Source organism: Flavobacterium sp. GW821-FHT11G01 (assembly GCF_058808175.1).
This window is the reverse complement of the sequence record NZ_JBXARK010000008.1, coordinates 212,810-231,394: the sequence shown is the minus strand read 5'-3', so window position 1 is coordinate 231,394 and position 18,585 is coordinate 212,810. Positions and strand designations below refer to the sequence as shown.

Here is an 18,585-nt window from a genome sequence, read left to right as displayed (position 1 = left end):
TGCGTTGTCTTTATTTTTTTCGTTAAAAATCATTTTTTTAATTAGATAATTAGTAAAGTGCGAATTAGATAGTATTTTTTGTGGGTTTAAAACTATAAATTAATTTTCTCATTTTCTAATTGACACATTTTCTAATTAAAGAAATTATCTAATTATCTAATTGACACATTGCCACATTAAAAAATTACTCCGTCCAGGATTTATAGTATTGACCATCATCCAGTCCCATAGCTTCTTCAGTAACCATTAAAGGTCTGAAAGTATCAACCATAACGGCTAATTCCTGAGTTTCTTTATGACCAATACTGCGTTCCATTGCGCCAGGTGCCGGACCGTGTGGAATTCCTTTTGGGTGTAAAGTGATGTGACCCTGCTCTATATTATTACGGCTCATAAAATCGCCATCAACATAATAAAGTACTTCGTCAGAATCTATATTGCTGTGATTGTATGGCGCCGGAATTGCTTTTGGATGATAATCGTAAAGTCTAGGGCAGAAGGAACAAACGACAAAAGTTGCCGTTTCGAAAGTTTGATGTACCGGAGGCGGTTGGTGAACACGTCCCGTTATAGGTTCGAAATTGTGAATTGAAAATCCGTATGGGAAATTATAACCGTCCCAACCGACAACGTCAAAAGGATGAGTGGCATAAACCACTTCGTGAATCATGCCTTCTTTTTTGATTTTAATTAAAAAATCACCTTTTTCATCATGCGTTTCCAATTCGTTTGGCAAAATAAAATCACGCTCGCAAAACGGAGAATGTTCTAAATGCTGACCCGATTGGTTTTTATATCGTTTTGGAGTATAAAAAGGAGAATAAGATTCAACGTAAAAAAGTCGGTTTTCTTCAGTCTCAAATTCTATTTGGTAAATAATGCCTCTCGGAATAATCAAATAATCACCATATTCAAAAGGAATATTTCCTAACATGGTTCTTAATTTTCCTTTTCCTTTATGGATGAAAAGCATTTCATCGGCATCGGCATTTTTGTAGAAATAATTTCGAAGCGATTCTTTCGGCGCTGCCAATCCAATAATACAGTCTTTATTGACCAACATTGGTTTGCGGCTGTTTAAAAAGTCATTCTCCGGTTTTAATTCAAAACCTTTAAAAAGTAATGATTTTATGTTTTTTCCGATTGCAATTTTTGGTTCAACCGAATAAGAGTTTAAAATTTCTTTAACCTGAGTTGGTCTGTGAACATGGTACGATAATGACGAATGTCCATGAAAACCTTCGGTTCCAAACAATTGCTCGTAGTAAAAACCTCCGTTAGGTTTTTCGAATTGGGTGTGTCTTTTTTGAGGGAAATCTCCAAGTTTATGATATAATGGCATGGCTTTTCAATTAGATAATTTGTAAATTAGATAATTCGAAAAATTTGAATTGTGTGAACAGATAATCAGCTCAACTTTTGTGTTGACCAATTATCTCAATTCGATAGCTTCATTCAGGATTTCTCTTGATGAGGAATTGAAGATATTCTAATAAACCTGTCCATTTTGTTTTCATTATAACAAATGTCGTAATTTTTATCGAGTAAAATTATAAATAATATCAGTTATAAACATTAATTCTTTCGGTTTTTTTGAAATAAATTTTAGATAGCAAAAAAATAGTACGATTTTTTTGAACTATTATTGAATAGAATATTAAAACATAAAGCCGATACTAAACCAGGTAAAGCTTTTTGACAATTCAGGCGACCATGATTGTTTAATTTCGATTGGTCCAATAATAGTTTCTAATCCGTAACCAACCGCATATCCTGAATATTTAGGCATCGACACCCAATCAACAGTGGAGAAAATGTCATCACCCAAATTAGCATAATTCGCAGAAAAGTTGACATGATTCTTTTTGAAAATTTCATAATCGAATGTAATTCCCGCTTTAATAAAACTGTTTCCGGCAATACTTAAGAAATCATAACCATAGAAATAATTGAAATTGTTAATCTTATTATAACCATAACCACCTAAAATATAATCGAAGTACGGAATACTGTCATTGCCAAAAGTCATTCCTGCATCTGCTTCAAATTTGAAAGTTGCTTTTCTGAATAAAGTATTGGCTACAGCAATTTCAGCTTTTGCCATAGAATACGGCTTGAATGTATTAGTATAATCTGAAGATCCTAAATAAGTCTGTACATCTGTAGAAAAAAACAATCCGGAATGTGGAAAGCTTTTATTGTCAAACGAGTCGTATTTTAAGTAACCAAAAACACTAAAATAACTGCTTTTATCAATAACATTATCTTGATTAGAAAGTGTTGGCGAATTGATTTTTAAGTATTTATATTCTAAACCACCTCCCATTAAAAATTTCTGTACAAAAATGGTCTGAAAGTAAGCCTGATTACTAACATCCATAAAATCGACATTAATTAAATTGACATCTGGACTTGGAGAAGTTAAATTACCAATACTGCTGGTTACATTTCGGTTAAACTGATTTAATCTCGAACGAAATCCGAAACTGATATTAAAACCATTTTCTATATAATAATTTAAATCATATCTGAAATTATCTCCTAAAATGATGTCTAGTGAAGTTATGTCATTTTTCAGAAATGTTTTTTTATGGGTAAGATTTAATAAAATCGCACTTTTATAAAGTCCGTCATAATGTAATCCCAATTTCAAATAGGTTTGAGTTGGATTTTCTTTCAGTACAAGATCCAGATCATCCTTGTTGCCGTCTGGTTGCAGACAATAGGAGATAGTGCTAAAGTTTTGAGTCGCATTTAAATTGTTGATACCGGTTTTCAGATCATGATAAGTTATAGTGCTTCCAGGCTTAAAACGAAGTTTACCATTGATGTATTCTTTGGTGTAATTATCTAAGTTTTCGCTGTTTATTTTTTTGATCTGAATAGTATCTGAGCTTACTTTTAATTTTGGTTTTTTATAAAAATTATCTTCGTTGACCAACGATTTAATTTTTTCATAAACGGCAAATGTAGCTTCTTCTCCTTTTCTGATAATTTCTTCACCTCTATCAAATGAAATTACACCAAAATCACGTATGTCTGGTTTGACATAAATATCAGTGTCTTTTATTTTGCTTTTCATTTTATCAATCGATTGGAGATTGGTAATCTGAACTAAGATCCGGGTTGCATTTTTAAGACTTTTTCTTTTTAATAAATCGTCCTGAACATCAACACCAATGATGATATCAGCACCAAGATTTCGAACTTCATTTATTGGATAATTGTTGACAACTCCACCGTCGACTAATAAATTCCCATCAATTTCGACTGGAGTAAATAAGGAAGGAAATGCCGAACTCGCCATCATGGCCTGAACCAGATTTCCTTTGTTTAGTAAAACCTCTTCGCCAGTTTCTATATTGGTTGCAATACATAAAAACGGAATTGGCAGTTTGTTGAAGTCGCGTATATGACGCACATTTCTGGTCAAACTACTTAGCAAATTATAATTGTACATTCCTTTTGAAAGCGCCTCAGGAATTCCAACTCTAAAATTACTAAAAGGCAACACTATGGCATATAATTCATCATTTTTTTTGCCGTAGAAGTTTTTAGAAGATCTTGGAATATAATCGTTAATCAATTCGTCGAAATTGGTTTGTTTGAAGATGGAATCGATTTGTGAAGCATTGTATCCGGAAGCATAAAGTCCGCCAATAACCGCTCCCATACTGGTTCCTCCAATATAATCGATTTTTATTCCGGCTTCTTCCAGAACTTTTAAAACACCAATATGTGCAAAACCTTTAGCACCACCACCACTTAAAACCAAACCAATTTTTGGTCTTTTTACACTGTCTTTTTTTTGTTCTTGTGAAAATGATTTATTGGGATTGAATAATAGTATTGTCAGTAAAACTATTATGCTCCAGAAGCTTCCGATAATTGTCGGGATGGAAGAAAATCCTTTTGACCGGGTATTTAAAATGGAAAGCTGAATTTGGCGCATAAAAATATACTAGTTGGTTTTGTAAAAGTCGACAATTTTTTTTGCTTTTGATACTCCTATAACGTCAGATATTTCTTTTTCTGAAGCTAATTTTAATCTTTTAACACTTTTAAAATGTTGTATTAAAGTTAGCATGGTTTTTTCTCCAATTCCAGGAATGCTTTCTACAGATGAATTAAGTGCTGCTTTACTACGTTTGTCACGGTGAAATGTAATTCCGAAACGGTGTGCTTCATTACGTAATTGCTGAATCACTTTCAATGTTTCTGATTTTTTATCCAAATATAACGGAATAGAATCTCCGGGATAAAAAAGCTCTTCAAGACGTTTTGCTATCCCGATAATGGCAATTTTTCCGCGTAAACCTAAATCATCAATACTTTTTAGCGCTGCTGATAATTGTCCTTTTCCACCGTCAATAATAATTAATTGCGGCAAAGGTTCATTTTCATCCAATAATCTTTTGTAACGGCGGTATACAATTTCGGTCATCGAAGCAAAATCGTCCGGGCCTTCAACTGTTTTTACATTGAAATGGCGATAATCTTTTTTACTCGGTTTTCCATCTTTAAAAACGACACAAGCGGCAACAGGATTTGTTCCCTGAATATTCGAGTTGTCAAAACATTCAATATGTCTTGGTTCAGTTGGCAAACGTAAATCTTTTTGCATTTGTGCCATAATACGATTCACGTGGCGATCCGGATCTACAATCTGTAATTGTTTTAATTGTTCAATTCGGTAGAATTTGGCATTTCTGATTGATAAATCCAGAATCTGTTTTTTATCTCCAAGTTGCGGAACCGTTGTTTTGATTTTTTCTCCTAAATCAACTTCAAACGGAACAATAACTTCTTTTGATAATAAATGAAAGCGTTCCCGAAGTTCGATGATGGCTAATTCTAATAATTCTTCATCACTTTCGTCTAGCTTTTTCTTAATTTCTAAAGTATGCGAACGAATAATTGATCCGTGCGAAATTTGCAGAAAATTGACATACGCCGCACTTTCATCAGAAACAATTGAGAAAACATCAATATTGGTAATTTTCGGATTTACAATCGTTGATCTTGATTGGTAATTTTCGAGAATTTCTATTTTTTCTTTGATTTTTTGAGCTTCTTCAAAACGTAAATCCTGCGCATATTGATTCATTAAGCGTTTGAAATCCTTCATGCTTTCTTTGAAATTTCCTTTCAAAATTTCGCGAATAGCATCAACTTGTCGCTGATAATCTTCTAAAGATTCTATTCCTTCGCAAGGGCCTTTGCAATTTCCAATATGATATTCCAGGCAAACCTTAAATTTACCAGAATTGATGTTCGATTCGCTCAAATCATAATTACAGGTTCTTAATGGATATAATTCTTTGATTAAATCTAAAATCGTATACACCATTTTGAAATTAGTATACGGACCAAAATATTCAGAGCCGTCCTTGACCATTCTTCTGGTTAGAAATATTCTTGAAAAAGGTTCTTTTTTGATGCAAATCCAAGGATAACTTTTATCATCGCGAAGCAACACATTATATCGTGGTTGCAGGGTTTTGATTAAGTTATTTTCTAATAAAAGCGCATCAGTTTCAGTAGGAACAACAATGTGTTTTATGGTTACAATTTTTCGAACCAGAACATTTGTTTTTCTTGTATCATGAATCTTATTGAAGTAGGAGGAAACCCTTTTTTTTAAATTTTTGGCTTTTCCAACGTACAATATTTTTTCGTCCTTATCGTAATATTGATACACGCCGGGATTGTCCGGCAAGGTTTGTATTTGAAGTTCTAAAGACGGTTTTTGCATTCTGTTTTGTTTCTGAAGATGGTCGAAAAGCATTCTAAAAAATCATTCTTTTTTTCATGAGAAGCTTAACGTGGATTTAGATTCAAATTTACGAAATCAAAAGAATAATTTCTATATTTAGATTTTATAATTCTATATGAAAAATAACAAACCCATGATTATTTTTGGCGAACCGGTTTTGCCAGGAGAAAATAGAACAATAAACGTTGAAATTGCCCGATTGCATACGACTACAAAGCTTAATATTCCGGTTATTGTACGTCGTTCTAAAATAGATGGTCCGGTAGTTTTGTTTTCGGCCGGAATTCACGGCGACGAAATAAACGGAGTTGAAGTAGTACGCCAGTTGATCAGTAAAAAAATAAACAGGCCAACACGAGGAACCATAATTTGTATCCCAATTATAAATATGTATGGTTTCGTAAATAAATCAAGAGAATTTCCTGACGGACGTGATTTAAATCGTGTTTTTCCGGGAAGTAAAAAAGGTTCTCTGGCGAGTCGTTTTGCATTTCATATCGTAGCCGAAATTTTGCCGGTCATTGATTATGCAGTTGATTTTCATGCCGGAGGTGCGAGCAGATTTAATGCTCCACAAATCAGAATAACTGAAAATAATCCGGAATTAAGACTTTTGGCAGATGTTTTTAATGCGCCATTTACCTTATATTCCAAGAACATTGCTGGATCCTTTAGAAATACTTCTGAAAAAGCCAATGTAAAAATGCTTCTTTTTGAAGGAGGGAAATCATTAGACATTAATAACGTAATTGCAAATGAAGGTGTAATGGGAGTGAAGCGTTTACTGAATTATCTCAATATGCTCGATCCAAAACAAATTGTAGAAGATGCTGTTCATCCTTCTATTTATATCAAATATTCAGTTTGGCTGCGTGCTAAATGTTCAGGCTTGTTGCATGATTATAATTTGATTGGGAAATTTGTAACCAAAGGAACTATTTTAGCCATTATTACAGATCCGTTTGGTAAGTTTGAGCAAAAAGTAAAAGCACCGCACGACGGATACATCATCAACGCGAATCATTCGCCAATTGTTTATGAAGGCGATGCCATTTATCATATTTCTAAAACCCTTCCTGATGGCGACGAATAAAAAAGAATTACGATTGCATTATAAAAATCTTCGAAAAGAATTTTCAATAGATGATATCGAAGAAAAGAGTTTGGCTATAGCCAATGAAGTACTGCAATTACCGATTTGGGAGAAAACCTACTATCATGTTTTTCTACCAATTGAAGAACAAAAAGAAGTCAATACCGAATATATTTTGCATTTACTTTCTGGAAAAGATAAAGAAATTGTGATTTCGAAAAGTGATTTTGAAACACGAAAAATGTCTCATTTTTTATTGACGGATAATACCAAAATCAAAAAAAACGAATACAATATTCCGGAGCCGGTAAATGGTTTACCAGTTCCTTCTGAAACTATTGAAGTAGTTTTTGTTCCGCTTCTGGCTTTTGATGTTTTTGGAAATCGTATTGGGTACGGAAAAGGTTTTTATGATAAATTCTTAGCCGAATGTAAACCGGAAACCATCAAAATCGGTTTGTCTTTTTTTGAAGCCGTAAACCAAATTGATGATGTTTTTGAATCTGATGTAAAATTAGATTATTGTGTGACGCCCGATAAAACATATACCTTTTAAATTTCACACAACATATATTTTCACAATCAAAATCGTAGAGGCGCACAGCAGTGTGTCTACATCCAGCATAACGACAAACATTGTGTAGACGCACTGCTGTGCGCCTCTACGATATACATTGGTGTAAATTTGTTATAAATATAAATTGAACAGATTATGGACTTGATTTATATTTACTTATATCACTTATATGGTTTTTTAAAAAATAAACTCCAAAAAATAAAAAATTCCAAATTCCAACTTTAAATTGGAATTTGGAATTTTTTATTTGATATTTTTAAAATCTTATTTCACTTCCTTAATAGTCGAAGCATCAATCCAGCCTTCAGTTCCGTCTGTTAATTCTATTTTTTTCCAGTTTAAAAGTGTTTCAGTAACGTATACTTTTGCACCTTCATGCAATAAGAAAATAGCCGATCCTGCTTTTTGAGGTTCACTTCTAACTTCGCTAACTTCTGAAAAAACAATTGCCGGGCGATCATTATCATAATGATCCTTTTCTGACATTGCAGCTGCAACGCTTAGAAGTACACCAACCAGCAATACAAACATTCCAATAAAATACAACCTTTTTGAAAGTGTAAGTTGTGAAAAATAATATCCAATAAAACTCAATAAGAATAGAAAAGCAATCCCAACCGCAATTTTAGCCCAGGTATTGTAATCGAAAATTCCCGTAAAGTTCTGAATCAATTTTGCAAAACCTACTTTCGGAACTTCCTTAATTTCATCAATAGTTAGTTTTTTGGCGAATTTTAAGTTGTTCAAAGTCTGTTCATCATGCGGTTTTAAAACCAATGCCTTTTCATAATTATAAATCGAAGGCGCCACTTTATTGAGTTTGTAATAACAGTTGGCTAAATTAAAATACAACTCAGCAGAATGTTCTTTATTTTCCTTAAGGACATTTTCATACTCCTGCGCGGCCTGCTCAAACTTGTTATCCTGATACAAAGCGTTTCCTTTTTCAAAGCTGCTCTGAGCAAAGAAAACCTGAGTAATTAATAAAAAGAGATATACTATATTTTTCATTCTTATTTTATTTACCTGAAAAGTATTAGAAACCTATCAGGTTTATTTTTTAAACTTTGCGAACTTAAATCAACACAATCCAAATCACTTTTCTTAGCGCACTTTGCGGTAAAATAGCCTTTGAAGTTAAACGATCTGTTTTTCTAATTCTGAAATAATCAAAACAGCCTTATCATAATCTTGCTGAATCGAAGCACTTGAAGCCGGAGCATAACGTGCAAACTCACAGTTTTCTGTCAAATTAATGAAATTTTGAACCGATTCCGGATTCGCATTTCTGGACAATAATAATTCGCGAATATTGTCTTTGCTCATTTCTGAGGTTTCAATATGCAGTTTGGCTTTCAGGAAATTATGCATCGCTTTTTCCAGTGCAATATAAAATGGCTCTTTATTATTAAGCTGTTTTTTGGCTTCAGACAGATATTTCTTAGCCAGCTTATTGTTCATTTTAATTCGGTTTCCGGTAACATCGCTGTCAATTGCCTCTTTCTTCTTCTTAGCTAAAACAATAATTGGCAAAATGAGGAAAGGCGCTAGTAACAATCCATAGTACAAATTCGAACCATAAAAATCGTTTTTAGCCATTGAGACTAAAGTAGTTTTTAGTTTGATGTATTTGAATTGTTCTGTTTTTGTAATCACATTTTTAGCTGCACTTGCTGTTGCTTCTGCTTGCATTGGTCCGTCTAAAACATCAACCGTAATTTCCTGAGAAGTTATGGTTTTGTATGATCCGGAACTCAAATCAAAATAAGAAAACTGCATTGGTTTTATAACATACTTCCCTTTGTATTGTGGAATTATAGTATACTTATCCGATATTTTTCCTGACATTCCAGACAATGAAGTTGTTACTTTTTCGTCATGAACAGGATCGTACATTTCAAGGGCATTTGGCACAATTGGTTTTGGAAGTGTGAATAATTTCATGTTTCCGCTTCCTGCCGCACTAACAACCAAATCAAGACTTTCGCCATTTTTTAAAGTCGTTTTTGAAGGTGTAACCGTAAAATTAAACTTACCAACAGCTCCTGTAAAGCCTTCTGGTTTACCAGCTTCCGGAAGTGGTCTCACATTTATAGTTTTAGCTCCCGCCGAAACAACTTTATTGTCCTCAGACAGAATCATTTGGCCAAACATGTCACGTCGATTTGTGGGTAATTGCACCCCAATATCGAGTGAAAGAGGTTCAATTGTAAGTTTTCCTGATTTTTGCGGATATAAAATGGTCTTTTTCAATACCACAAAATAACATCTTTGTCCTCTGTAACTTCCTTCTTCAATAGCTAACTGTTTGATTTCTATATTCTGATTCCAGAAATCATTGTATTTTGGTTTTCCAAGTTCTTTAAAACCGGTAACATTAATATTGTTGAAGTATAATTTATAAACCACCGTAATTGGTTCATTCAAATACGGATTTGTTTTTGAAATTTCAGCAACCAAATTCAAAGTTTCACTTCCTGCGCCGCCTTGTTGTCTAGGATCATTTGGGTCTCTTTCTTCAGCAACAGCATTGGTTACAACAATTTTTTGGGGAGTTGTTTTGTATTTCTGACCATTAAACTCAATTGCAGCCTGTTTAATCGTTAAAGTTCCTTTTTGAGCTGGCTGTAATATATAAGAATATATTTTTTGAAAAGAGCTTCTTCCGTTAACCCAGGATTGACTTATTTGCTGACTTGGTCCTGCTACAATTCTAAATCCATCAAATGAAGGCTGTTCGAAGTTATCCCCGTCAACATTCATGATGAAGTCAATACGAAGTCTCTCGTTTATACCAAGCGAGTTCTTGCTTACTCTGGCTTCAAATTGAACTTGAGCCATAAGCCCTTGAAAAGTGAATAGTAATAGAATTAAATATCTTTTCATTAATTGTTTCAGTTTTGTTTAACTGTTTAATTGTTATTTGTTTAATCGGTTTTTTTAAAGTTTTATTGTCTATTCGAATAAACAGTTAAACGAATAAACGATTTACCAAAAAAATCTACCAGTCTTTTTCTGTTTTCTTAGGACTTCCTTTTACTTTTTGAGCATTTACTTTGTCCTGAATTTTCTTTTCTTCATTGTTAACGGCATCTAATAAATTCTGAACACGTTCTTTTGAAATTCCGCCGGGCTGTGGTTTAGGTTCTCCTTTATTGTCTGATTTATCATCTTTCTTAGGATCATTTTTACCATCTTTTTTATCCTTGTCTTTGTCGCCTTTGTCGTCTTTTTTGTCTTTATCCTTGTTCTGATCTTTATTTTTGTCTTTGTCCTTGTCCTTGTCCTTATCTTTGTTTTTATCCTTGTCTTTATCTTTATTCTTATCCTTGTTTTTATCGTTTTTTGGAGGATTTTCTTTTAATTTTTGTTTGGCTAAAGCATAATTATAACGCGTTTCGTCATCTGTGGGATCATTGCGCAAAGCTTGTTTATAAGCCTCAACGGCTTGGGTGTAATCTTTCTCTTTCATAAAAACATTTCCAAGATTATGAAATGCCTTATGTTTTTCAGGTCTTGTTTTTGCGTTTTTAATGGCGCTTCCATAAGCGAATTTTGCTTCAGAAACCTGGTTTTGTTTGTAAATGGTATTTCCTAAATTATAAGAAGCAGTCGCTTTCTTTGGAAATTTTGAATGCGAAATCCTGTAATTTGCCTCAGCATCAACAAATTTATTCTGCTTATATTCTTCATTGGCATCAGGCAATGTCTTGTCTTTTTCCTGAGCCGAAACAGCTAAAGAAAACGTTAGTAAAATATAAAGAAGTAAATTTTTCATTCTAATTTTTTTAATTTTTTGTTCCGAAATAAATTCCAAAACAATTATTTCTTTTCGTTAAATAAATTCAATTCTTTTATCCAGTTTGTTTTTCTTTCCAAAAGGAAAATATCTACAAACAATAATAAGAATGCAAAGCCAAGAAACCACTGAAATTGCGATTGAAAATCGGCCATTTGTGTCGCTTCAAATTCTGTTTTCTGAATATTATTTAAGGCATTTTTTACGTAATCTAAAACTTCTTTGGTGCTTCCGCCGTACACATAACCACCTTTTGTAGCTTTTGCTATTGCTTTTAGTCCGTCCTGGTTTAGTTTTGTAATAACAACTTCTCCGTTTTGATCTCTTTGAAAGCTTTTTACTACTCCATTTTCTTTTAACGGAATAGTGCCTCCTTTTTCTGTTCCGATACCAATGGTGATGATTTTCATCCCCAATTTATTGGCTTCTTCGGCTGCTGCAGAAGCGCCTTCAGAATGATCTTCTCCATCAGAAATCAAAATCAATAACTTACTTGTTTTGCTTTTTTCATCAAAATAAGTCGATGATAATCGGATTGCTTCGTCAAGTGAAGTTCCCTGAGAGGAAACCATATCCGGACTCATGCTTTGCAGGAACATTTTGGCTACACTATAATCTGTTGTAATTGGTAAAACCGGAAAGGCGCTTCCTGCATAGGCTACAATTCCAATTCGGTCACTTCCTAAATTATTAATGATTTGTGAAACCAATTGTTTACTTTTTTCTAAACGACTTGGTGCCACATCTTCGGCCAACATACTTTTAGAAACGTCGACAGCAAAAACTATATCAATACCTTCACGTTTTACAGTTTCCATTTTGGTTCCAATCTTCGGATTTACTAATCCGATAATCAAACACGCAAGTGCTAAGAGAAGTATAGATAATTTTAATACAGGTTTAAAAACAGAACGTTCCGGGCTCAGTTTTTTCACCATTTCCAAATCACCAAATTCGCGTTGTTTTTTTCTTTTCCAATACATATTGAAAAGGAAAATACACACCACAATTGGGAGTAAGAATAAAAGGTATAAATATTTTTTTTCGTCTAATTCCATTATAAATTTTAGATTTCTGTCCCGAAACTTCGGGATTAGATTTTAGATTTTTTTAATCTAAATCAAATAAAGCTTCTGTAAACTGTATTTCTTAAACCAACTTCCAACAATAATAAAAAGGCTGCCAATAAAACAAACATTCTGTATTTCTCGTCATAATCATAGAATTTTAATTCCTGAATTTCTGTTGTTTCTAACTTATTGATCGCGCTGTAAATTTGAGCTAACCTGTCGTTGCTTGTTGCTCTAAAATAGGTTCCTTCGGTTTTTCGGGCGATGCTTTTCATTAATTGTTCATCAATTTCAACTTTCTGCATTTTGAACAAGAAACCTCCGTTTGGAGCATATGCATAAGGAGATGGTGCCATTCCGTTGGTTCCAATTCCAATTGTGTATACTTTTATTCCGTATTGTTTCGCAATATCTGCAGCTGTTTCAGGTTCGATAAAACCGGCGTTATTTACACCGTCTGTCATCAAAATAATTACACGGCTTTTTGCTTTACTGTCTTTTAGTCTGTTTACAGCAGTTGCCAATCCCATTCCAATTCCGGTTCCGTCTTGTAAAGCGGTATCGTACTTAATATCTTTTATCGCTTCGAGAATAATAGCTTTATCACTGGTAACAGGAGTTTTGGTATAAGCTTCAGAAGCATATAAAACCAATCCTATTCTGTCATTTGGTCTTTCTTCAACAAATTCTCCGGCAACTCTTTTTAAAGCTTCCATACGATTTGGCTTTAAATCTTTTGCCAGCATACTTCCTGAAACGTCAATTGCCATTACAATATCAATTCCTTTAGTAGTTTTGGTTTGATTGCTAATATCAACGGTTCTCGGTCTTGCCAATGCAATAATCAAAGAACTTAACGCAATAATCCTGAATACATATAAACAAGGTTTTAATTTGGTTAATAATGATTCGCTATTTTTAAAACCCTGAGTTGAACTCATTTTTAAAGTAGGCGATTGCTGATTGCGTTTCCAGAAAAACCAAGCGATAGCAATTGGAATTAAAAGAAACAACCAAAAAAATTCTGGATTTAAAAAAGTTATCTTTTCCATTAATTGCTCGCTTTTTGAAGTTCAACAGAATTTAAAATTCGGTTTGTAATGTCATTTGCATACGTGTCGCCTTCCTGATGTAAAATCATAATTTGTTGTAATCCCTGATCTTGTTTAAAAAGCAAAATTTCATAATAAGCTTTTGTGCTTGTCTTGTTAACAGGATTTAAGACGGTCATTGTGCCATATCCTTTTAATCCCTGAATACCGGCGTTAGTCTGGAAATCTTCTTGTTTTACAATAATATTTTGTCCGCCCTGAGCTTCAATTACTTTTAATGTACCTTCTAAAGTTTTTGCTAAATCTAGTTCAACAGGGTTTTTAAATTTACTGGTTGAAACTGCAACATAGAAATTGTCGATCATACTTCCGTATGCGAAAAGCTGCATTTCTTTAATAAGAGCCATCGTTTCTTTTGGAAGTACTTTCTGCGTATCCATTCGTTTTAAAACCTTTGGAGTTTCAATTAGAACAGCAGGATTTCCGTAAGCACTTTTTACCCATTCACCTTCTAATAATTCTTTAGATGGATGACCAATAACATTATCTTTTACATAAGCGAAGCCTTTTGTTACAACGAAAAATGTTGTTGTTGCAGTTAATAAGAATACAACAGTTGCCACCGCAAGAGTAATTCGTTTATTGCGTTTTTTTCTTAATTGAAGCTGAATTTGCTTTTGTTTTTGCGCTTCATTCAATAATTGATCTTCTTCTTCAGCCGGAACTTCAGTCGGGATTGCATTGTCAAGCGTTAGAATTACTTTCTGAATTTTATTTCTATCATCCGTAATTTCAAAATCCAACGGCTTAGATTTCGCAAACTTTACTAAATCCGCCTGACGTAAAACGCGCTCTAGATTCTCAACGGTTTCAGGAGTTAACGTCATTTTCTTTTTGGTAGAAGCCAGTCTTATTGCCTGAATTAATTCAGAAGTGGTACTTTCCATTGCCGGAATATGAATCGCTTCTTCGATATAATTACGGGCAATATCAGTCAGTTCACTATAATATTCTTTGATTTCACCTTTTTGAACCAATTCTTTTTGCTCCAGGTTATTCAGTAAACTTGTCGCTTTTTCGATCGGAGTTTTATAAACTTCTTCTTCGATTTTTTTCTTCTGATGTTTTTTTACATACCAATATACAAAAGCACCAATCGCAATAATTACGATTAAAATCAAAACATAAATCCACCAGTCGTTATTGCTTTCAGCGCCTGAAATGTCTTTGATGTCGTACATTTTTTGTTGTAAAGTATCCACTTTTACATTGGCGACTTCAACACGAATAGAATCGGATAAATAAGGTTTTTTATCAATTAAAATTTTGATACCCGGAATGGTATATTTTCCGGAGTCAAATTGGGTTAAGCCGTATTTTTTGATCAACTCGTAAGTGTCATTTTTCTTAATCGTGTCAATTGGGTACGATTGAATTACTTCTAAAGGACCAATGTTTTTTAGTTTAGGAAAAACAACTTTCGATTTTGAGCTTACAACCGTTTTAAGTGTTAACTTAAACTCGGCTCCAATTTTATTTTTTGTAGTATCAATACTCGTTTCAACTTGTTTTTGTTGCGCAAAAACAGTTGAAGTAAGCAAAAATAGAAATATGTAAAATTTTAATTTCATTTGATTAACGATTGAAGATTAACGATTTTTGATTTCAGATTTTTAGCTGAAATGGAATGATTTACTATTTCCTCAAATTCGAATCTTATATTTTTATGAATTATTTTTTGATGTTTTAATGCTTGAAACAAATATTGATATTAATTCATTGACTTCTATTTTAGCCTTTGTTAGATTTTCTAAATCTGTTGATAAGTTTGCCTTTTCAATGATTTTCAAACAAACAAAAGTTTCTCTTAACTCCTTTAAACAAATTCCCATTTTATGAATAAAGTCTTTTTTACTTTCTGCGCTTTGTGCTTCTCCATAGTTTAGAGCTGGCGATGTACTAGATCTCGTGATTTGCCCTAATAAATGATTTCCAGCGTAGTTTTTTTCAAATTTTATAGTTAATCTTATAATGCTTGCTGCAAAATCTATTAATCTATTTTCTAATTCTTGTTTAGTCATTTTCTAAATCTTAATCATCGCCTTCCATCATAAATCAAAAATCGTTACTCAAAAATCAAAAATCATCATCTTGATTTAAAATAACCGAGTAATTTTGTCACGTAATTTTCATCGACTCTTGTGTTTACAACACCAGCTCCTGATTTACTGAAAATATCTTTGAAATAATTAACTCTTTCCTGATAATGTTTTTCGTAATTCATTCGCACCGTTTTTGAGCCTGTATTGACCAGTTGTATTTTTCCCGTTTCAGCATCAAGCATACTTACCATTCCTAAATTGGGGATTTTTTCTTCACGAATATCGTATACACGAACACCTGTAATATCATGCTTTTTAGAAGCAATTTTTAAGGTCTGCTCATAATTTTCGGACATGAAATCAGAAATCATAAAAACGATTGCTTTCTTTTTTTGTGTTCCTGATAAAAACTTTAAAGCTTGTGAAATATCCGTTTTATGGCTTTTTGGTTCGAATTCGATTAGTTCACGAATGATTCTCAAAACGTGTGAACGACCTTTTTTTGGCGGAATATACAATTCGACATTATCAGAAAATAATATTAATCCGATTTTGTCATTGTTTTGTGTAGCTGAAAAAGCCATCGTTGCCGCAATTTCGGTGACGATGTCTTTTTTGAATTGACTTTTTGAACCAAAACCTTCAGAGCCCGAAATATCAACCATTAAAACCATGGTTAATTCACGCTCTTCTTCAAAAACTTTTACGTGGGCTTCGTTGTAGCGTGCGGTTACATTCCAATCGATGTTACGAATATCATCGCCATATTGGTATTGACGCACTTCGCTAAAAGTCATCCCGCGCCCTTTAAATGAAGAATGGTATTCTCCCGAAAAGATATGATTACTCAGTCTTTTGGTTTTGATTTCTATTTTCCGTACTTTTTTTAAAAGCTCTTTTGTATCCATTTTTTAATTTGGTTTATGGTTTATGGTTGTTGGTTGATGGCATATGTACCATCAACAAAAAACTATCAACCATCAACTTTTTAAGGTACTTCAATCTCGTTTACGATTTTGTTGATAATGTCTACAGAAGTAATGTTTTCGGCTTCAGCCTCATACGTTATTCCAACTCTGTGACGTAAAACATCATGTACAACTGCACGAACGTCTTCTGGAATTACATAACCACGACGTTTGATGAAAGCGTAACATTTTGCTGCATTGGCTAAATTGATACTTCCACGTGGTGATGCTCCAAAACTAATAAGAGGTTTTAAGTCCGCAAGTTTGTATTTCTCTGGATAACGAGTAGCAAAGATGATATCTAAGATATATTTTTCGATTTTTTCGTCCATGTAAACTTCACGAACAGCTTCTTGCGCACGCAAAATTTGTTCTACAGAAACTACCGGATTTACTTTTTCGTAACTTCCTTTTAAGTTTTGACGAATTACAAAACGTTCTTCATCGATTTTTGGGTAATCAATTACCGTTTTCAACATGAAACGGTCAACTTGCGCTTCAGGAAGCTGGTATGTTCCTTCTTGCTCAACAGGGTTTTGAGTTGCTAGTACTAAAAACGGACGATCCAATTTGAAAGTCGTGTCGCCAATAGTAACTTGTTTTTCCTGCATTGCCTCTAAAAGTGCTGACTGAACTTTTGCAGGAGCACGGTTAATCTCATCGGCAAGTACGAAGTTGGCAAAAATTGGCCCTTTTTTAATAGAGAATTCGTTTGCTTTGATATTGTAAATCATCGTCCCGACAACATCGGCAGGTAATAAATCTGGAGTAAACTGGATACGGCTGAAAGAACCCTGTACCGCTTGCGACAAAGTATTTATCGCTAAAGTTTTGGCTAATCCCGGAACTCCTTCAAGTAAAATATGCCCTTGTCCTAAAAGCCCGATTAATAAACGCTCGACCATATGTTTCTGGCCCACAATAACTTTGTTCATTTCCATTGTAAGAAGGTCTATAAAAGCACTTTCTCTCTCAATTTTTTCATTTATCGCTCTAATGTCTAAAGTCGTTGTATTTTCTTCCATATAAATATTTTTAAAACCTTTTTAAAACGTTGATTTTTATGCCTAACTTTTGAGAGTGCAAATTGAATATTTTTTGAGAAGTAAGATGTTAAAGAATGGTTAAAACTTCGACCAATCAACTAATTTTAAGGACGAATTGTGATTCTATTTTTATATTTTTAAGAACTTTGATGATTATGCTTTAGAAATGCATATTTATTACCAAAAATAACGCAATAAAACCATGAGCAAAACAACGTTATCGCCCATAATTTCGGGTACTATGAATTGGGGAGTTTGGGATAAAAACCTTACAACTAAAGAAATGGAAAATATGATACAAATCTGTATCGAAAACAAAATTACCACTTTTGATCACGCCGATATTTACGGATCTTATACCACAGAAGCAGATTTTGGAAAAGCTTTCCACGCAAGTAAAATTTCAAGAGAAAAATTACAGTTAATTACCAAGTGCGGCATTCAGATGATTGCTGAAAAACGTCCGGAGAATAAAATCAAACATTATGAATATTCAAAAGAATACATTATTTGGTCTGTTGAAGAATCGCTGAGAAAATTAAAAACAGATTTTATTGATGTTTTTTTATTGCACAGACCAAGTCCGTTAATGCAGGCTGATGAAATTGCTGAAGCGGTGGAGAAATTAAAATCGGAAGGAAAAATTGTAGATTTCGGACTTTCGAATTTTACCAGTTCTCAAACCGAATTAATTCGTTCAAAAACAGAAGTAAGTTTTAATCAGGTGCAATTTTCGGCGACACATTATGAAGCCATGATCGACGGAAGCTTAGATTATATGCAAACACACGGAATTAGACCATTGTCATGGAATCCGCTTGGAACTGTTTTTAGAGAAGATACGAAGAAGACACGTCGTTTGAAAAAATTGCTTGCCGATTTAGTTCAAAAATACAGTTTTGGTTCTGATACACTTTTATTAGCCTGGATTTTAAAGCATCCGGCAGGCGTTATTCCGATTGCAGGAACAGTGAATATTGCAAGAATTCAGTCGCTAATGAAAGCGGTTGAATTAAAAATGGATAAAGAAGACTGGTTTGCGATCTGGACAGAAAGTATGGGCGACGATGTGCCTTAATTTTTAGTGTTCAGTTTACAGTTT

General features: G+C 33.5%; 15 protein-coding genes. 3 read left to right on the top strand and 12 right to left on the bottom strand.

The window, feature by feature from the left end:
- Positions 1–184 precede the first annotated feature (184 nt).
- The 3 genes from AC1RRN_RS15715 to uvrC form a co-directional block, all read right to left on the bottom strand.
- Positions 185–1,342 (bottom strand): homogentisate 1,2-dioxygenase, encoded by a 1,158-nt coding sequence (locus AC1RRN_RS15715; RefSeq protein ID WP_492968198.1) that lies wholly within the window; start codon positions 1,340–1,342, stop codon positions 185–187.
- A 315-nt stretch (positions 1,343–1,657) separates the two neighbouring features.
- Positions 1,658–3,952, bottom strand: a complete 2,295-nt coding sequence (locus AC1RRN_RS15710) for a patatin-like phospholipase family protein (protein WP_492968197.1) — start codon at positions 3,950–3,952, stop codon at positions 1,658–1,660.
- Between the two features lie 9 nt (positions 3,953–3,961).
- Positions 3,962–5,755: an excinuclease ABC subunit UvrC gene (gene uvrC / locus AC1RRN_RS15705; RefSeq protein ID WP_492968196.1), complete on the bottom strand. Its 1,794-nt coding sequence runs from the start codon at positions 5,753–5,755 to the stop codon at positions 3,962–3,964.
- Positions 5,756–5,891: 136 nt separating this feature from the next.
- Here uvrC and AC1RRN_RS15700 point away from each other — a divergent pair, with 136 nt between their 5' ends.
- Together AC1RRN_RS15700 and AC1RRN_RS15695 are read left to right on the top strand one after the other, a co-directional pair.
- The gene (locus AC1RRN_RS15700; RefSeq protein WP_492968195.1) at positions 5,892–6,869 is read left to right on the top strand and encodes a succinylglutamate desuccinylase/aspartoacylase family protein; all 978 of its coding nucleotides are present in this window, start codon (positions 5,892–5,894) and stop codon (positions 6,867–6,869) included.
- Positions 6,856–7,425, top strand: coding sequence for a 5-formyltetrahydrofolate cyclo-ligase (locus AC1RRN_RS15695; protein ID WP_492968194.1), 570 nt, complete (start codon positions 6,856–6,858; stop codon positions 7,423–7,425). Before AC1RRN_RS15700 ends, AC1RRN_RS15695 begins: the two co-directional genes overlap by 14 nt.
- A 285-nt stretch (positions 7,426–7,710) precedes the next feature.
- On the opposite strand, the gene AC1RRN_RS15690 is transcribed toward AC1RRN_RS15695, so the two are convergent.
- The 9 genes from AC1RRN_RS15690 to AC1RRN_RS15650 form a co-directional block, all read right to left on the bottom strand.
- A complete protein-coding gene (locus AC1RRN_RS15690) occupies positions 7,711–8,457 on the bottom strand; it encodes a tetratricopeptide repeat protein (RefSeq protein WP_492968193.1) in 747 nt (248 codons plus the stop codon).
- 126 nt (positions 8,458–8,583) lie between these two features.
- Positions 8,584–10,332: a BatD family protein gene (locus AC1RRN_RS15685; protein ID WP_492968192.1), complete on the bottom strand. Its 1,749-nt coding sequence runs from the start codon at positions 10,330–10,332 to the stop codon at positions 8,584–8,586.
- Positions 10,333–10,447: 115 nt separating this feature from the next.
- Positions 10,448–11,224, bottom strand: coding sequence for a tetratricopeptide repeat protein (locus tag AC1RRN_RS15680; RefSeq protein WP_492968191.1), 777 nt, complete (start codon positions 11,222–11,224; stop codon positions 10,448–10,450).
- 44 nt (positions 11,225–11,268) lie between these two features.
- Entirely contained in the window at positions 11,269–12,303 is a 1,035-nt protein-coding gene (locus AC1RRN_RS15675; RefSeq protein WP_492968190.1) for a VWA domain-containing protein, read from the bottom strand.
- Between the two features lie 62 nt (positions 12,304–12,365).
- Entirely contained in the window at positions 12,366–13,367 is a 1,002-nt protein-coding gene (locus AC1RRN_RS15670) for a vWA domain-containing protein (protein ID WP_492968189.1), read from the bottom strand.
- A complete protein-coding gene (locus tag AC1RRN_RS15665; RefSeq protein WP_492968188.1) occupies positions 13,367–14,998 on the bottom strand; it encodes a hypothetical protein in 1,632 nt (543 codons plus the stop codon). Before AC1RRN_RS15665 ends, AC1RRN_RS15670 begins: the two co-directional genes overlap by 1 nt.
- A gap of 93 nt (positions 14,999–15,091) precedes the next feature.
- The gene (locus AC1RRN_RS15660) at positions 15,092–15,448 is read right to left on the bottom strand and encodes a four helix bundle protein (protein ID WP_456313480.1); all 357 of its coding nucleotides are present in this window, start codon (positions 15,446–15,448) and stop codon (positions 15,092–15,094) included.
- A 65-nt stretch (positions 15,449–15,513) separates the two neighbouring features.
- Entirely contained in the window at positions 15,514–16,377 is an 864-nt protein-coding gene (locus AC1RRN_RS15655) for a DUF58 domain-containing protein (protein ID WP_492968187.1), read from the bottom strand.
- 80 nt (positions 16,378–16,457) lie between these two features.
- Positions 16,458–17,462, bottom strand: coding sequence for an AAA family ATPase (locus AC1RRN_RS15650; protein WP_007807095.1), 1,005 nt, complete (start codon positions 17,460–17,462; stop codon positions 16,458–16,460).
- A gap of 223 nt (positions 17,463–17,685) precedes the next feature.
- Here AC1RRN_RS15650 and AC1RRN_RS15645 point away from each other — a divergent pair, with 223 nt between their 5' ends.
- On the top strand, positions 17,686–18,561 hold the full coding sequence (locus AC1RRN_RS15645; protein WP_492968186.1) for an aldo/keto reductase: 876 nt from the start codon (positions 17,686–17,688) through the stop codon (positions 18,559–18,561).
- Positions 18,562–18,585: the final 24 nt, after the last annotated feature.

What these genes read in the sequence shown, in the direction of transcription:
- AC1RRN_RS15715 (WP_492968198.1), bottom strand. Translation starts at nt 1,342, where the DNA reads ATGCCATTATATCATAAACTTGGAGATTTCCCTCAAAAAAGACACACC.
- AC1RRN_RS15710 (WP_492968197.1), bottom strand. Translation starts at nt 3,952, where the DNA reads ATGCGCCAAATTCAGCTTTCCATTTTAAATACCCGGTCAAAAGGATTT.
- uvrC (WP_492968196.1), bottom strand. Translation starts at nt 5,755, where the DNA reads ATGCAAAAACCGTCTTTAGAACTTCAAATACAAACCTTGCCGGACAAT.
- AC1RRN_RS15700 (WP_492968195.1), top strand. Translation starts at nt 5,892, where the DNA reads ATGAAAAATAACAAACCCATGATTATTTTTGGCGAACCGGTTTTGCCA.
- AC1RRN_RS15695 (WP_492968194.1), top strand. Translation starts at nt 6,856, where the DNA reads ATGGCGACGAATAAAAAAGAATTACGATTGCATTATAAAAATCTTCGA.
- AC1RRN_RS15690 (WP_492968193.1), bottom strand. Translation starts at nt 8,457, where the DNA reads ATGAAAAATATAGTATATCTCTTTTTATTAATTACTCAGGTTTTCTTT.
- AC1RRN_RS15685 (WP_492968192.1), bottom strand. Translation starts at nt 10,332, where the DNA reads ATGAAAAGATATTTAATTCTATTACTATTCACTTTTCAAGGGCTTATG.
- AC1RRN_RS15680 (WP_492968191.1), bottom strand. Translation starts at nt 11,224, where the DNA reads ATGAAAAATTTACTTCTTTATATTTTACTAACGTTTTCTTTAGCTGTT.
- AC1RRN_RS15675 (WP_492968190.1), bottom strand. Translation starts at nt 12,303, where the DNA reads ATGGAATTAGACGAAAAAAAATATTTATACCTTTTATTCTTACTCCCA.
- AC1RRN_RS15670 (WP_492968189.1), bottom strand. Translation starts at nt 13,367, where the DNA reads ATGGAAAAGATAACTTTTTTAAATCCAGAATTTTTTTGGTTGTTTCTT.
- AC1RRN_RS15665 (WP_492968188.1), bottom strand. Translation starts at nt 14,998, where the DNA reads ATGAAATTAAAATTTTACATATTTCTATTTTTGCTTACTTCAACTGTT.
- AC1RRN_RS15660 (WP_456313480.1), bottom strand. Translation starts at nt 15,448, where the DNA reads ATGACTAAACAAGAATTAGAAAATAGATTAATAGATTTTGCAGCAAGC.
- AC1RRN_RS15655 (WP_492968187.1), bottom strand. Translation starts at nt 16,377, where the DNA reads ATGGATACAAAAGAGCTTTTAAAAAAAGTACGGAAAATAGAAATCAAA.
- AC1RRN_RS15650 (WP_007807095.1), bottom strand. Translation starts at nt 17,462, where the DNA reads ATGGAAGAAAATACAACGACTTTAGACATTAGAGCGATAAATGAAAAA.
- AC1RRN_RS15645 (WP_492968186.1), top strand. Translation starts at nt 17,686, where the DNA reads ATGAGCAAAACAACGTTATCGCCCATAATTTCGGGTACTATGAATTGG.